Origin of the sequence: Kribbella flavida DSM 17836, assembly GCF_000024345.1 — a bacterium.
GTDB classification, from domain to species: Bacteria; Actinomycetota; Actinomycetes; order Propionibacteriales; family Kribbellaceae; genus Kribbella; species Kribbella flavida.
In genome coordinates, this window is the sequence record NC_013729.1 from 1324356 (window position 1) to 1339309 (window position 14954).

Below are 14954 nucleotides of genomic sequence, written 5' to 3' on the forward strand. Positions count from 1 at the left end.
TGTCCGTGCAACGAGACGGCGGCGGGTGTGGCTCAGGACACATCGCCCCCGATCTCGGTTACTGTCCGGACAGGGCGGATCGCAGCGTGGTGGGGGACTGTGGACGACCGGCGCAGGACCAAGTGAGATCCCATCGGGAGAGGGCAGGTACACGATGAGGTTTGAACGATCACACACACGCAAGGCGGTCGCTGTGGCCGTCGCCGGCAGCCTCGTGCTGCTCGCGTCCGCGTGTGGCGGTGACGACGGGGACAGCGGTGGCGGCGGTGGATCGACCGGGGGAGCGCTCGAAGGGCGTGGTCCGATCACCTTTGCCACCGGCAAGGACACCTCCGGGAACCTGGTGAACCAGGTCCAGGCCTGGAACTCCCAGCACCCGGACGAGAAGGTCGAGATCAAGGAACTGCCGGAGTCGGCCGACGCGCAGCGCCAGCAGATGGTGCAGAACGCGCAGGCGAAGTCGGACGCGTTCAGCGTGCTCAACCTGGACGTGGTGTGGACCGCCGAGTTCGCGGCGAACCGGTGGATCACCGAGCTGCCCGAGGACCAGTTCCCGGACCTCGGCAAGCTGCTGCCGTCGACCGTGGACACCGGCAAGTACCGCGACAAGCTGTTCGCCGTCCCGGTGACGTCGGACGGCGGGCTGCTGTACTACCGCAACGACTGGCTGCAGAAGGCCGGCGTCACGGCGCCGCCGAAGACCTGGGACGAGATGACGGCCGCCTGCACCAAGGTGCTCGCGCTGCCCGAGGCCAAGGGCGCCAGCTGCTACGCCGGCCAGTTCGAGAAGTACGAAGGCCTGACGGTGAACTTCTCCGAGGCGGTCAACTCCGCCGGCGGTGTGGTCGTCGGTGAGGACGGCAAGCCGAACGTCGACACCCCGGAGGCACTGGCCGGGCTGCAGACCCTGGTCGACGCCTTCAAGAACAAGCAGATCCCGGCCGCGGCGATCACCTACAAGGAAGAGGAGGGCCGGCGGGCCTTCCAGGAGGGCAAGCTCGTCTTCCACCGCAACTGGCCGTACGTGTACGCGCTGGCGAACAAGACCGACGGTTCGTCGAAGGTGGCCGGCAAGTTCCAGGTCGCGCCGCTGCCGGGCAAGACCGGCCCGGGCGTGTCCACCCTGGGTGGCCACAACTACGGCATCTCCGAGTTCGCCAAGAACAAGGCGACCGCCGCGGACTTCATCAAGTTCATGGCCAGCGAGGAGCGGCAGAAGGCGAACGTCCAGAAGACTTCGCAGGCGCCGACCTGGGCCTCGCTGTACGAGGACCCCGCGCTGAACAAGCAGTACCCGTACCTGGCGCCGCTGAAGGCGTCGATCGAGACCGCCAAGTCGCGGCCGAAGGTGATCAAGTACGGCGACGTGACGACTGCGATCCAGGACGCGGCCTACAGCGCGCTGTCGAGCAAGCAGACGCCTCCCAAGCAGGCGCTCGCCGATCTGCAGACCAAGTTGAGCTCGCTCATCACTCAATGATCGATGTGGCGGGGCCGGTGGGTGGTGCGACGTGCCACCCACCGGCCCCGGCCTGTCCCTGCCTGCGCGCCAGGCAGAGAGAAGGAGGCTGAGATGAGTTCATCCGCCCAGGTCCCCGCCGTGCCGCCGGCCAGGGGCCGCAAGCCGAAGCGGCAGACGACGTTCGACGAGGGGACCGGCCGGCTGGCCGCGATCCTGCTGTCGCCGACGCTGCTGGTGCTCGCCCTGGTGGTCGTCTACCCGATCATCTCGGCGCTGCGCGAGTCGCTGTACACCAGCGGCCAGCGGTTCGACGAGGACGGCTTCGTCATCGAGGGGTCGCAGTTCGTCGGCCTCGACAACTACACGGCGATCTTCTCCGGCGAGACCGGGGAGCGCTTCTGGAACGCCTTTTACAACACCACGTTCTTCACCATCACCTGTGTGCTGCTCGAGACGGTGCTCGGCGTGGGGATGGCCCTGGTGATGCACAAGGCGTTCAAGGGTCGCGGCATCGTCCGGGCCAGCATCCTGGTCCCGTGGGCGATCCCGACCGTCGTCTCCGCGCTGCTGTGGAAGTGGATCTTCCAGGCCGACGGCGCGGCGAACGCGCTGCTGGGGCAGCAGATCCTGTGGTCGACGGAGGGCTGGCAGTCGGTGCTGTCGGTGATCGTCGCCGACACCTGGAAGACGGCACCGTTCATCGGGTTGCTGGTGCTCGCGGGCCTGCAGACGATTCCGGACGAGGTGTACGAGGCCGCCAAGGTCGACGGCGCCAGTCCGTGGCAGCAGTTCGTCCGTATCACGCTGCCGCTGGTGAAGCCGGCGTTGCTGGTCGCGGTGCTGTTCCGCATCCTCGACACGTTGCGGATCTTCGACCTGCCGTACGTGCTCGTCGGTGCGAACAAGGAATCGGTCGAGACGCTGTCGATGCTGGCCTTCGACGAGGCCTCGAACACCCGGTACGGGCCGGCGGCGGCGTACGCGACGATCCTGTTCCTGTACGTCGCGGTGGTGGCCTACGTGTTCGTCAAGCTGCTCGGCGCCGACGTGCTCGGTGACGCGGTGCAGAAGAAGAAGACCAACGGCCGGAAGAAGCGCAGGAACCGCGACGCGGCTCCGCCGGGAGCGAGTACGACGGCACTGGCCGGAGCGAACAGCGGAGGAGGGTTCTCAGGATGAGTACGAACATCAAGGCCGCGGAGGCCGGCCCGTTGCGCAGGTACGCGCCGCTGCTGGGCGTGGCCATCATCGTGCTGTACTGCCTGGCGCCGTTCTACTGGATGATCGTGTCGGCGTTCCGGCGGCCGCTGGACCAGTTCGACAACTCGCTGCTGCCGTCGCCGTGGTCGCTGGACAACCTGCAGGCGGTTTTCGGTGAGGGCGTCGGCTTCGGCCGGTCGCTGCTGAACAGCCTGATCGTCGCCGGCGTGACGACGATCCTGACCCTGATCGTCGGTCTGGTCGCGGCGTACACGCTGGCCCGGCTCGACTTCAAGTTCAAGAACGTCGTGCTGGCGATCATCATCACCACCTCGATGTTCCCGGGCATCTCGCTGGTGATCCCGCTGCTCAAGCTGTTCATCGACATCGAGTGGATCAACACCTACCAGGCGATGATCGTGCCCAGCCTGTCGTTCGCGCTGCCGCTGGCGGTGTGGACGCTGACCACGTTCTTCCGGCAGATGCCGCGGGAGCTGGAGCAGGCGGCGATGGTGGACGGCTGCACCCCGGCGCAGGCGTTCCGCAAGATCATCCTGCCGCTGGCGGCACCGGGTGTGTTCACCACGGCGATCATCACGTTCATCGCGGCCTGGAACGAGTTCCTGATCGCGCTGAGCATGGTGAACAAGAAGGAGATCCAGACCGCCAACGTGGCGATCTCGAAGTTCACCGGGGTCTCCGGGTTCGACCAGCCGTTCGGCACCCAGATGGCGGCCGGCGTGGTGGTCACCATTCCGCTGGTGATCGCGGTGCTGATCTTCCAGCGCCGGATCGTCGCCGGCCTGACGGCGGGCGGCGTGAAGTGAGTCCGGACCGCTACCGGGAGGAGCAGGACCGCCGCGACCGCGAGGAGCGCGACCGGCGGGACCGCGAGGAACGGGACCGCAGGGACCGCGAGGAGCGCGACCGGCGCGACCGGCGCAACCGGTAGTCACGACGAAAGGGCTGGAACCTCACGGTTCCAGCCCTTCTCGCGTTGCCGGGAAAGTCAGGCGCGAAGCCAGACGGCGGTGTCCGTGGGGAGCAGGCCGTCGGGAACCGGATCGCTGGCGAGCAGCACCTCGGCTCCGGCCGGCAGGTCGACCGCCTCGTCACCCAGGTTGACCACGCAGCGAAAGCCCGGGTCGCGGGTGAACGACAGCACGCCGGCCGGCACGTCCTCGTCCCAGCGCATCCGGCCCTCGCCGAGTGCTTCGTGCTCACGGCGGATCCGCAGCGCCGCCTTGTACAGGTTCAGGTGGCTTCCCGGGTCACCCGCCTGCGCCTCGGCCGTCAGCGGCCCCCAGCCGGCCGGCTGCGGCAGCCACGGCTGCCCCTCACCGCTCCCGAACCCGTACGGCGGCTCGCTGCCGCTCCACGGGATCGGGACCCGGCACCCGTCGCGGCCCCGGACGGTGTGACCGGACCGCTCCCAGGTCGGGTCGTCCAGCACCTCCTCCGGCAGGTCCTCGACCTCCGGCAGACCGAGCTCGTCGCCCTGGTAGATGTACGCGCCACCCGGCAGCGCCAGCTCCAGCAGCGCCGCAGCCCGGGCCCGGCGCAGACCGAGCTCGAGATCCGTCGGTACGACGCCCGCGCCCTCGAGTGCGTCGCGCTGGTCCCGGCCGTACCGCGTGCGGTGCCGAATCGTGTCGTGGTTGCTGAGCACCCAGGTCGCCGGAGCGCCGACGGCCCACAGGCTGTCGGTGGTGTAGTCGATCACCTGGCGCAGCTCCTTCGCGTCCCACGCACAGCGCAGGACGTCGAAGTTGAACGCCGAGTGCAGCTCGTTCGAGCGCACGTACTGGGCCAGCCGCTCGGCCGGCGACAGCCACGCCTCGGCGACGAAGACGCGCGGGCCCTGCGGGGTGTCGGCGTACTCGTCGGCGATCGCGCGCCAGCGCTGGTGAATGGTGTGCACGCCCGGCTGGTCGTAGAACGGGTTGCCGACGTACTTCTCCCGGGTCGGCTGACCTTCGTGCAGCGGGACGTCGGGCAGCGAGGCGTCCTTGGCCATCGAGTCGGCCACGTCGATCCGGAAGCCGTCGATGCCGCGGTCGAACCAGAACCGCAGGATCGCGTCGAACTCCTCGATCACCTCAGGGTGGTCCCAGTTCCAGTCCGGCTGGGAGATGTCGAACATGTGCAGGTACCACTGGCCGTCCTCGATCTGCTGCCAGGCACCGCCACCGAACGCGGCGGGCCAGTTCGTCGGCGGCTGACCGTTGGTGCCGTCGCGGAACCAGAACCGCTCACGCTCCGGCGACCCCTTGCCCGCCGCCAGCGCGGCCTTGAACCAGGGGTGCTCCCAGGAGCAGTGGTTCGGGACCAGGTCGATCAGGATGCGCAGCCCCAGCGCGTGCGCCTCGGCGATCAGCGCGTCTGCGTCCGCCAGGGTGCCGAAGTCGGGGTTGATGTCGCGGTAGTCGGACACGTCGTACCCGCCGTCGAGCAGCGGCGAGGGGTACCACGGGCTGATCCAGATCGCGTCCACGCCGAGGTCGGCCAGGTACGGCAGCTTGGCCCGGATCCCGTTCACGTCCCCGGTTCCGTCCCCGTCGGCGTCGGCGAACGAGCGGGGGTACACCTGGTAGACGACGGCACGACGCCACCAGTCGTCAGCTGGTCTGGTTGATCCTTCAGTCATGGCAGCCAGCCTTTCACGGCGGGGCAACCAGGCTGTGACCGTCGTCTCAGCCCGTACCCCGGCTGGTGCGGCGCGCGGCGGGGTGGCTAGTCTCAGCCCGACGGAACGCGCCGGCGACCGTGCCTCTCCTACGCACCGCAGCCTGCCGCGGACGACTTGCAACAGGCCCTGCACCAAGCAGAGAGGGACCACACTCGTGGATCTGATGGAATACCAGGCGAAGACGGTCTTCGCCAAGCACGGCGTGCGGACGACGGTCGGCGAGGTCGTCACCACGCCGGAACAAGCCCGCGCCGCCGCCGAGAAGATCGGCGGCACCGTGGTGGTCAAGGCCCAGGTGAAGACCGGCGGCCGCGGCAAGGCCGGCGGCGTCAAGCTGGCCTCCTCGCCCGACGAGGCGGAGCAGAAGGCGCGCGAGATCCTCGGCCTGGACATCAAGGGCCACGTCGTCAAGACGCTGAACATCGTGCCGGCCGCCGCGATCGGCGAGGAGTACTACTTCTCGTTCCTGATCGACCGGGCCAACCGCAACTACCTGTGCATCGCCTCCGCCGCCGGCGGCATGGAGATCGAGGAGGTCGCGCACACCAACCCGGACGCGGTCGCCAAGATCTCGATCGACCCGGCCACCGGTGTCGACGAGGCCCTGGCTCGCGAGATCGCCGAGCAGGCCGGCTACCCGGCCGACGTGCTGGACGCCGCCGCGGTCGAGATCGCCAAGCTGTACCAGGTCTTCATCGCCGAGGACGCCTCGCTGGTCGAGGTGAACCCGCTGGTCAAGCTCGAGGACGGCAACGTCGAGGCGCTGGACGGCAAGGTCACCCTGGACGAGAACGCCGACTTCCGGCACCCGGACCACGCCGAGTTCGAGGACAGCTCCGCCGAGGACCCGCTGGAGGCCGCGGCCAAGGCCAAGGGCCTGAACTACGTGAAGCTCGACGGCTCCGTCGGCATCATCGGCAACGGCGCGGGGCTGGTCATGTCGACGCTCGACGTGGTCGCGTACGCCGGTGAGCAGTTCGGCGGCGTCAAGCCGGCCAACTTCCTCGACATCGGCGGCGGCGCGTCCGCCGAGGTGATGGCGAACGGGCTGGAGATCATCATCTCCGACCCGCAGGTGGAAAGCGTGTTCGTCAACGTGTTCGGCGGCATCACCGCCTGCGACGCGGTCGCGAACGGCATCGTCCAGGCCTTCGAGCTGCTGGCCGGCCGCGGTGAGGCCGTGAACAAGCCGCTGGTCGTCCGGCTGGACGGCAACAACGCCGAGGAGGGCCGCCGCATCCTCGACGAGGCCGGGCTGGCCGGTCTGGAGCGGGTCGACACGATGGACGGCGCCGCCAAGCGGGCCGCCGAGCTGGCTGCGAAGTAAGGGATCGCTGAACATGTCTATCTTCCTGACCAAGGACAGCAAGGTCATCGTCCAGGGCATGACCGGCTCCGAGGGCACCAAGCACACCACCCGGATGCTTGCCTCTGGCACCAACATTGTCGGCGGCGTGAACCCGCGCAAGGCCGGCGAGAGCGTCGACTTCGACGGCAAGCCGGTACCGGTGTTCGGTGGCGTCGCGGACGCGATCAAGGAGACCGGCGCGAACGTGTCGGTGGTCTTCGTGCCGCCGAAGTTCACGAAGGACGCGGTGCTGGAGGCGATCGAGGCCGAGATGCCGCTGGTCGTGGTGATCACCGAAGGCGTGCCGGTGCACGACACCGCCGCGTTCTTCGCCGCCGCGCAGGCCTCCGGCAAGACCCGGATCATCGGGCCGAACTGCCCCGGCATCATCACCCCGGGCGAGTCGAACGCCGGCATCATCCCGGCCGACATCGCCGGTCCGGGCCGGATCGGCCTGGTCTCGAAGTCCGGCACGCTGACGTACCAGATGATGTACGAGCTGCGGGACTTCGGCTTCTCCACCGCGATCGGCATCGGTGGCGACCCGATCATCGGCACCACCCACATCGACGCGCTGCGGGCGTTCCAGGACGACCCGGACACCGACGCGATCGTGATGATCGGCGAGATCGGCGGCGACGCCGAGGAGCGCGCGGCGGCGTTCATCAAGGAGAACGTCACCAAGCCGGTCGTCGGCTACGTGGCCGGCTTCACCGCGCCGGAGGGCAAGACGATGGGCCACGCGGGCGCGATCGTGTCCGGCTCGTCCGGCACCGCCGCCGCCAAGCAGGAGGCGCTGGAGGCCGTCGGGGTGAAGGTCGGCAAGACGCCGTCGGAGACCGCCAACCTGATGCGCGAGATCATGCAGGAGCTGTCGAAGTAGTTCGGTACGAAACCTGTGGCCCCGGGCGGTTCGCCCGGGGCCACAGGTCGTTGCGGCTACTTGAAGGTCGCGGACCGCTCGGCGGCGCGGCTGAGGATGTCGGTGAACGCGCTGTCGCTGATGTCGAGGTTCTTCAGCACCGGGTAGAGCAGGTAGACCGCCCGGTCACCGGCTCCGGCGATGCCGATCCGGTAGGTGAACACCTTGCCGCCGCCGGTGTCGTACGTCGCCTTCCACGCCTCGCCCCTGACCCCGCTCTGGCTGAGTGAGCCGGTCGACTTCACCGTCGCGTTCGAGGTGGTCTTCGGGCAGCCGTCCACGTTCTTGCGGATCTGGGTGACGAACGCGCTCGCCGTCGCCGGCGTCGCGAACTTGGCGACGGTGGCGTCCAGGCCGAACTCGGTCGGCACCTGCGCCTCCGGTACGACGTACGTCTGCGTCCGGGACTTCGTCGCCTTGGCCTTCTTCAGGTCGATCTTCTCGCACAGGGTGCCGGAGCGGACCTCGCCGGTCACGCTGACCCACGGCTTGTCGACGCTGGCCAGCACCGGCAGGTCGATCGGCGCCATGAAGCCGGCCGACTCCGCGGTCGGCAGCAGCGCCGGCCGGACGCTGGGTGCGGCGGTGCCGCAGCTCGCGCCGGTCTGGGCGCAGATCCGCTTCAGCCCGGCGCTCGCGGTGGCCAGCACGCCGTCCGGCTTCGGCGGGTTGCCGCCGGAGCCGGCGTGCTCGAGCACCATCGTGGCCTGGCCCGCGGTAGTGACGCTGACCGTGCGGTACTTGTTCGACTTGGAGCCGTTCGGCTGGCCGAAGACCGCGATCACGCCGCGGTCACCCAGGCCCTGGGTGGTGTAGCTGGCGACCAACCGGACCTGCGGGGTGTTGCACTGGCTCAGCCAGCCGGTGATCGTGCTGTACGACTTGGCGGCCGCGGCGGCGTCGTTGGACACCTCGACGTACTGGACCGCGGTGTCCCGGGTGGCCGCGTTGCGGAGGGTACGCACCCAGGTCCGGATGCCGGCCGGGTCGGCGAAGCGCTGCGCCTGGCAGACGAACGACTTGTCCGGCGCGTTGCTGCCGTCCGCCGTCCCGGCGACCGCCCAGCTGCCAGTGGTGGTCAGCGGCTTGGCGGTCGGGGCGTCGATCAGCACCTTCGCGTCGGCGAGCAGGTTCTTGTCGCCACCGCCGTTGTCGTCGGGCGCGCTGGACTTGGCGTCGCTGGGGGTGTCGTCACCGCCGAACGCGTTCAGCGCGGCGATCCCGCCGCCGCCGAGCAGGACCAGGACGGCCGCCCCCGCGCCGATCATCTGGTTCCGGCGGCGGCTCTGCTGCCGCCTGGCCTCGCGGGCCGCGGCACGGCTGCCGCCCCGGGGCGCACGGTGGGAACCGGACAATGACTCCAGACCTCCTGACTGATTCCACCCCTGGTCCAGGCCGAATCTACCCGGTGACGGGGATCGGCCTACCACGGAGCCAGCCCGGCGAAGTCTTCCACATGCGGCGTGTCACACCGAGCAGTCCCCCTGACCGGGGCGACGATGGGAGTCAGATGACCGACATGCTGAGCCGTCCGGGCGCCCGCGACGGAGGATCCCACCCGCCGCCCGGGCCCGCCCGCCCCGAGGCCGTCGCTCCTCCCCGGCCGGTGGTGCTCGCCGCGGTCATCGGCGCCGGCACCTGTCTGCTCACCGGCGTACTGGCCTGCGCGGCGGTTGCCGTGATCGGCTGGCTGGCCGCGACGTTCGGCGGCGCGTCGGGTGCCGTCCGGGCCGGTGCCGCGGTCTGGCTGGTCGCGCACAAGGCCGGAGCGACGCTCGGCGGCGGCTCGATCACCCTGGCACCGCTCGGCATCACGCTCTTTCTCGGCTGGTGCCTGTACCGCGGCGGCCGGTTCACCGTGCGGACCAGCGCGGCCGACCGGACCAAGGACCTGCTGACCGCGGCCGGCGTGTTCGCGGCGGTCTACGCGTTCGGCGCCCTGTTCATCGCGCTGCTGACCTCCGACGGCCCGCTGAAGGTGTCACCGTTCTCGGCGTTCCTCGGCGCGGCATCCCTCGCGCTCGTCGCCGGCACGGCCGGGATCCTGGTGGAGTCCGGCGCCGCCGCCGACCTGGTCGACGCGACCCCGAGCGGTCTGCGCGACGCGGTCCCGGCCGCCGGTGCCGCGGTGCTCACCATCCTCGGCACCGCCTCACTCCTGTACGGCGTCCTGCTGGCCGTCCGCTTCTCCCGGGTCACCGGGATGCTGGAGCTGCTGGACACCGGGATCGTCGGCTCGGTGGTGCTGTTCGCGATCTGCCTCGGCCTGCTGCCGAACGTCATCCTGTACGTCGTGGCGTTCCTCGCCGGGCCCGGCTTCCAGCTCGGCGCCGGGACCACGATCGCACCGACCGGCGTCGACGTCGGGAACCTGCCGGCGCTGCCGCTGCTGGCCGCGGTACCGACCGACGGGGCGACTCCGACCTACCTGCTGGTGCTCACCGCGCTGGTCCCGTTGCTTGCCGGAGCGGTGGCCGGGGTGGTGGTGACCCGGCGCGGGCTTGCCGCGCCCGAGGCCGAGGCGCTGGGCTGGGACGCGTTCGCGCTGCGTGGTGCCATGGCGGCGCTGCTGGCGGCCGTGACGCTGCTGATCCTGATGATGCTGTCAGGCGGGTCCGCCGGTCCCGGCCGGATGGCCGAGATCGGCATCCCCGCGGCCCTGCCGGCCGCCGGGGTGCTCGGCGCCGGGATGGCGATCGGCGCCGCCGTCGCCGCCGGCGTACTGGCCGCCCGCCGCCCGGCCGAAGGGGAGCCGGAGGCCGGGCGATAGGGTTTGCGGCGTGACAGACCCGGTGGCGCCCACCCCTGAGCCGGCACGACTGGTCGTGCTCGTGTCCGGTTCCGGCTCGAACCTGCAGGCCCTGCTCGACGCCTGCCAGGATCCGGCGTACGGCGCCCAGGTGGTTGCCGTCGGCGCGGACCGCGACGGCATCGCCGGGCTGGACCGGGCCGCGGCCGCCGGGGTGCCGACGTTCGTGCACAAGGTCAAGGACTACCCCGAGCGGGCCGACTGGGACCGCGCGCTGACCGCCTCGGTCGGGTTGTACCGGCCTGACCTGGTCGTCTCGGCCGGGTTCCTGAAGCTGGTCGGCGACGACTTCCTGGCCGCTTTCGGCGACCGCTACATCAACACCCACAACGCGCTGCTGCCGGCTTTTCCCGGCATCCACGGGCCCCGGGACGCGCTCGAGTACGGCGTCAAGGTGGCCGGCGCCACGCTGTTCTTCGTCGACGGCGGCGTCGACACCGGGCCGATCATCAGCCAGGTCGTCGTGCCGGTCGAGGACGACGACACCGAAGAAAGCCTGACCGAGCGGATCAAGGAGGTCGAGCGCCGCCAGCTGGTGGACTGGGTCGGCCGGCTGGTCCGCGACGGCTGGACCATCACCGGACGAAAGGTTCGACTGAAGTGAGCACCGACCGCAGGCCGATCCGCCGGGCGCTGATCAGCGTCTACGACAAGACCGGTCTGGAGGAGCTCGCGCAGGCGCTGTCCGAGGCCGGCGTCCAGCTGGTGTCGACCGGGTCCACCGCCGCCCGGATCGCCGCGGCCGGCGTACCGGTGACCAAGGTGGAGGAGCTGACCGGCTTCCCCGAATGCCTCGACGGCCGGGTGAAGACGCTGCACCCGAAGGTGCACGCCGGCCTGCTGGCCGACGTCCGCAAGGCCGAGCACGTCGAGCAGCTGGCCGAGATGCGGGTCGAGCCGTTCGACCTGCTGGTCAGCAACCTGTACCCGTTCACCGCGACGGTCGCTTCCGGGGCGTCGGTCGAGGAGTGCGTCGAGCAGATCGACATCGGCGGCCCGTCGATGGTCCGCGGCGCGGCGAAGAACCACGCGAACGTGGCGGTCGTCGTCTCGCCCGCCCGCTACAGCGAGATCGTGGCCGCGCTCGCCGACGGCGGCTTCTCGCTGGAGCAGCGGCAGCGGTTGGCCGCCGACGCGTTCGTGCACACCGCGGAGTACGACGTGGCCGTCGCTTCCTGGATGGGCAACGTGCTCACCGACAGCAGCGAGGGCTCGGGCTTCCCGGCCTGGGCCGGCGCGACCTGGACCAAGTCAGCGGTGCTGCGCTACGGCGAGAACCCGCACCAGCCGGCCGCGCTCTACCGCAGCGGCAGCGGTGGGCTGGCGTCGGCCCGGCAGCTGCACGGCAAGGAGATGTCGTACAACAACTACGTCGACGCCGACGCGGCCCGGCGGACGGCGTACGACTTCGCCGAGCCGGCAGTGGCGATCATCAAGCACGCGAACCCGTGCGGCATCGCGGTCGGCGCCGACATCGCCGAGGCGCACCGGCGGGCCCACGAGTGCGACCCGGTCTCGGCGTACGGCGGTGTGATCGCCACCAACGCGCCGGTGTCGGTCGAGATGGCCAAGCAGGTCGCGGAGATCTTCACCGAGGTGCTGGTCGCGCCCTCGTTCGAGGACGGCGCGGTCGAGGTGCTGCAGGCGAAGAAGAACATCCGGCTGCTGGTCGCGCCGCCGCGGGACAGCGCCGACACGGTCGAGCTGCGGCCGATCAGCGGCGGGCTGCTGCTGCAGCACGCCGACCGGTTCCAGGCCGAGGGCGATGACCCGAACGCCTGGCAGCTGGCCGCGGGCGAGGCCGCCTCCGCGGAGGTGCTCGCCGACCTGTCCTTCGCCTGGAAGGCCTGCCGCGCGGTGAAGTCGAACGCGATCCTGCTCGCCCGCCAGGGTGCCTCGGTCGGCGTCGGCATGGGCCAGGTCAACCGCGTCGACTCGTGCCGCCTGGCGGTCTCCCGGGCCGGCGACCGCGCCGCGGGGTCCGTTGCCGCCTCCGACGCGTTCTTCCCGTTCCCCGACGGTCTCGAGGTGCTGATCGAGGCCGGCGTGACGGCGGTCGTGCAGCCCGGCGGCTCGATCCGCGACGAGCAGGCGATCGAGGCCGCGCAGAAGGCCGGCATCACGATGTACTTCACCGGGACCCGGCACTTCTTCCACTGAGCCTCGCCGGCGTACGGCGGGACTCTCCGCCGTACGCCGTCAGGACACCTGGGCCGAGGCCGCGACGTAGGTGTTGCAGGCGGCGGGGTCGGCGGCGTCCAGGCCGGCGAGTGACCAGCGTTCGTGGTTCTTCGGGCTGCCGTGGTCGCGCTCGGGGTCGTTGCCGGTGCCGACGATCGACTGGTAGCGCTCCCGCCAGTCCGCGGTCACCGGGATCGACGCGCGGTCCGCGCCGAGGAAAACCCCGCTCAGGCAGGACGCCTGCAGCTCCACCCGGCGGCTCTCCTCCAGGGCGACCTCGACGCCGTTCAGGGTCAGCCCGCGCTCGTAGTTCGCCTCGAGCATCCCGGTCAGGACCTGGACGTGGTGGCCGTACTCGTGGCCGAAGTTGAAGGCCATCCAGATCTTGGTCGACACCGGCTGGAGTTCCATCCCGGCCAGGTCGGGGGCGGCGTCCATGGAGATCGTGCCGTGGCAGTAGTACGCCTGGCCGTCGGCGAACTCGCACGGCGACGAGGGCGACTGCCCGTTCGTCACCACCAGCTTCGGCGGCTGGAAGGTGAACCCGGCCTTGCGGATCACCGGTTGCCAGGCCTTGTTCATGCAGCGCAGGAGCTCGGTGTAGAAGGTCCGAGCGGTCGCAACCGACGTCACGGCGTACCGCGGCGCCTTGCACCGGGCCGCGGGCAGCCGCCCGGCCCGGTAGAGCGGATTCTTCGTCAGGACCGCCGGCTGGGGCGGCGCGCTGACCCGCTCCGACGGCTCGGCCGACGCCACCGAGGGCGTGACCGACGCCAGCGCCTTCCGCGCGTCCTCCACGTCGGACGCGGCCTGCTCGCCCGGCGACTCCTTCGCGCTACACCCCATCACCAGCAGCCCGACCAGCACGCAGGCCGTCCATCCCCGTGTTTTCACCGCCCGACGATACCCCGGCAACAGCAGTCCCGTAAGAGAACGCTCTTTCGGGTGGGACGGTTTTCGGCAGAGTCATTGCTTAAGTCGGCGCGGCGGCCTACTGTGTGCCGCACCTGTCCCTCAAACCGCCCGTTGGGGAGATCATGTTCGTGAAGCGTCGAAGTCTTGCGTTGGTCGCGGCAGTCGCGGTCGCGGCGCCGGTGGGGCTGGCCGCGGTGCCGGCCGAAGCTCACGGCGGCAGTCAGCGCGTGGTGGGGTACTACACGCAGTGGAGCGGGTACGACCGCAACTTCCTGGTCAGTGACCTGGTGAAGAACGGCACCGCGGCCAAGCTCACCCACCTGAACTACGCGTTCGGGTTCCTGGACGAGCAGGGCAAGTGCGTGAGCAGTGACGCCTGGGCCGACTACCAGCGGCCGTTCAGCGCCGAGCAGAGTGTGAGCGGCAAGGCCGACGTCGAGGGCCAGCCGCTGGCCGGCAACCTGAACCAGCTCAAGCAGCTGAAGAAGAAGTACCCGAAGCTGCGGATCAGCATTTCGCTCGGCGGCTGGACCGGCTCGAAGTACTTCTCGAACGCCGCGCTCACGCCCGCCAGCCGGGCCGCGCACGTGAGGTCCTGCCTGGACCTGTGGATCAAGGGCAATCTGCCGGGCGCTCCGGCCGGCGCGGCCAAGGGTGTGTTCGACGGCATCGACCTGGACTGGGAGTGGCCGGGCAGCGAAGGCAACCCGGGCAACGTCATCCGGCCCGAGGACAAGCAGAACTTCACCGCGCTGGTGCGCGAGTACCGCAAGCAGCTGGACCGGATGTCCTGGCCGTTCAGCGGCCGCTACACGCTGTCGGCGTTCCTGCCGGCCGCGCCGGCCCAGGTGGACAACGGGTTCGAGGTGAAGAAGCTGTTCAAGGATCTCACCTTCGCCACCACGCAAGGCTACGACTACCACGGCGCCTGGGATCCGGTCACCAACCAGCAGTCGGCGATCGACGGCCCGGCCGGCGACCCGTCGACCGCGGAGTTCAGCTCCCAGGTGACGATCGACGCGTACCTGTCCCGGGGCGCGCCGCGGCACAAGCTGGTGATGGGCGTGCCGTTCTACAGCCGCGGCTGGACCGGCGTGACGAACCAGAACAACGGGCTCTTCCAGCCGGCCACCGGTCCGGCGCCGGCGACGTACGAAGCCGGGTACGAGGACTACCGGCTGCTGAAGGCGAAGTTGAGCCAGTTCACCGTGCACCGGGACGAGCAGGCCGGGTTCGCCTGGCTCTTCGACGGCACCACCTTTTGGACCTGGGACGACCCGGTCGAGATGAAGCGCAAGGCGCAGTACATCTCCCAGCGCAAGCTCGGCGGCGCGATGATCTGGTCCCTCGACGGCGACACCGCCGACGGTGAACTGATCACCGCCCTGCACCGCAACCTGCGCTGACCGCTGAACCTCCACCACTCAT

At 70.0% G+C, this 14954-nt stretch carries 13 protein-coding genes; 10 read left to right on the forward strand and 3 right to left on the reverse strand.

Features of this window, described 5'->3' with window-relative positions; genetic code table 11:
* Window positions 1-193 precede the first annotated feature (193 nt).
* The 4 genes from KFLA_RS06255 to KFLA_RS39270 all read left to right on the forward strand — a co-directional run bounded on the left by KFLA_RS06255 (window position 194) and on the right by KFLA_RS39270 (window position 3614).
* On the forward strand, window positions 194-1480 hold the full coding sequence (locus KFLA_RS06255) for an ABC transporter substrate-binding protein (RefSeq protein ID WP_237706740.1): 1287 nt from the start codon (window positions 194-196) through the stop codon (window positions 1478-1480).
* Between the two features lie 93 nt (window positions 1481-1573).
* The gene (locus KFLA_RS06260) at window positions 1574-2641 is read left to right on the forward strand and encodes a carbohydrate ABC transporter permease (RefSeq protein WP_012918927.1); all 1068 of its coding nucleotides are present in this window, start codon (window positions 1574-1576) and stop codon (window positions 2639-2641) included.
* Window positions 2638-3489: a carbohydrate ABC transporter permease gene (locus KFLA_RS06265; protein ID WP_012918928.1), complete on the forward strand. Its 852-nt coding sequence runs from the start codon at window positions 2638-2640 to the stop codon at window positions 3487-3489. Before KFLA_RS06260 ends, KFLA_RS06265 begins: the two co-directional genes overlap by 4 nt.
* A complete protein-coding gene (locus KFLA_RS39270) occupies window positions 3486-3614 on the forward strand; it encodes a hypothetical protein (RefSeq protein ID WP_012918929.1) in 129 nt (42 codons plus the stop codon). Before KFLA_RS06265 ends, KFLA_RS39270 begins: the two co-directional genes overlap by 4 nt.
* A 57-nt stretch (window positions 3615-3671) precedes the next feature.
* Here KFLA_RS39270 and KFLA_RS06270 read toward each other — a convergent pair whose 3' ends face one another.
* Complete coding sequence (locus KFLA_RS06270; protein WP_012918930.1) at window positions 3672-5309, reverse strand: glycoside hydrolase family 13 protein; 1638 nt, start codon at window positions 5307-5309, stop codon at window positions 3672-3674.
* A 196-nt stretch (window positions 5310-5505) separates the two neighbouring features.
* Here KFLA_RS06270 and sucC point away from each other — a divergent pair, with 196 nt between their 5' ends.
* Window positions 5506-6678 (forward strand): ADP-forming succinate--CoA ligase subunit beta, encoded by a 1173-nt coding sequence (sucC, locus tag KFLA_RS06275; RefSeq protein WP_012918931.1) that lies wholly within the window; start codon window positions 5506-5508, stop codon window positions 6676-6678.
* Between the two features lie 13 nt (window positions 6679-6691).
* On the forward strand, window positions 6692-7582 hold the full coding sequence (gene sucD / locus KFLA_RS06280) for a succinate--CoA ligase subunit alpha (RefSeq protein WP_012918932.1): 891 nt from the start codon (window positions 6692-6694) through the stop codon (window positions 7580-7582).
* A 56-nt stretch (window positions 7583-7638) separates the two neighbouring features.
* On the opposite strand, the gene KFLA_RS06285 is transcribed toward sucD, so the two are convergent.
* Window positions 7639-8976 carry a hypothetical protein gene (locus KFLA_RS06285; RefSeq protein ID WP_041289178.1) on the reverse strand — a complete coding sequence of 446 codons (1338 nt, stop codon included), beginning with the start codon at window positions 8974-8976 and terminating at the stop codon, window positions 7639-7641.
* Window positions 8977-9131: 155 nt separating this feature from the next.
* On the opposite strand from KFLA_RS06285, the gene KFLA_RS06290 reads away from it, so the two are divergent.
* Genes KFLA_RS06290 through purH form a run of 3 tightly spaced genes read left to right on the forward strand, consistent with a single transcriptional unit; the run spans window position 9132 to window position 12590 of the window.
* Window positions 9132-10391, forward strand: coding sequence for a cell division protein PerM (locus KFLA_RS06290; RefSeq protein ID WP_012918934.1), 1260 nt, complete (start codon window positions 9132-9134; stop codon window positions 10389-10391).
* A gap of 10 nt (window positions 10392-10401) precedes the next feature.
* Entirely contained in the window at window positions 10402-11034 is a 633-nt protein-coding gene (gene purN, locus KFLA_RS06295; RefSeq protein ID WP_012918935.1) for a phosphoribosylglycinamide formyltransferase, read from the forward strand.
* The gene (gene purH, locus KFLA_RS06300; protein ID WP_012918936.1) at window positions 11031-12590 is read left to right on the forward strand and encodes a bifunctional phosphoribosylaminoimidazolecarboxamide formyltransferase/IMP cyclohydrolase; all 1560 of its coding nucleotides are present in this window, start codon (window positions 11031-11033) and stop codon (window positions 12588-12590) included. Before purN ends, purH begins: the two co-directional genes overlap by 4 nt.
* A 39-nt stretch (window positions 12591-12629) precedes the next feature.
* Here the strand turns inward: purH and KFLA_RS06305 are convergent, their stop codons facing one another.
* A complete protein-coding gene (locus KFLA_RS06305; protein WP_148256557.1) occupies window positions 12630-13505 on the reverse strand; it encodes a neutral zinc metallopeptidase in 876 nt (291 codons plus the stop codon).
* Between the two features lie 143 nt (window positions 13506-13648).
* Here KFLA_RS06305 and KFLA_RS06310 point away from each other — a divergent pair, with 143 nt between their 5' ends.
* Complete coding sequence (locus KFLA_RS06310; RefSeq protein ID WP_041289179.1) at window positions 13649-14932, forward strand: glycoside hydrolase family 18 protein; 1284 nt, start codon at window positions 13649-13651, stop codon at window positions 14930-14932.
* Window positions 14933-14954: the final 22 nt, after the last annotated feature.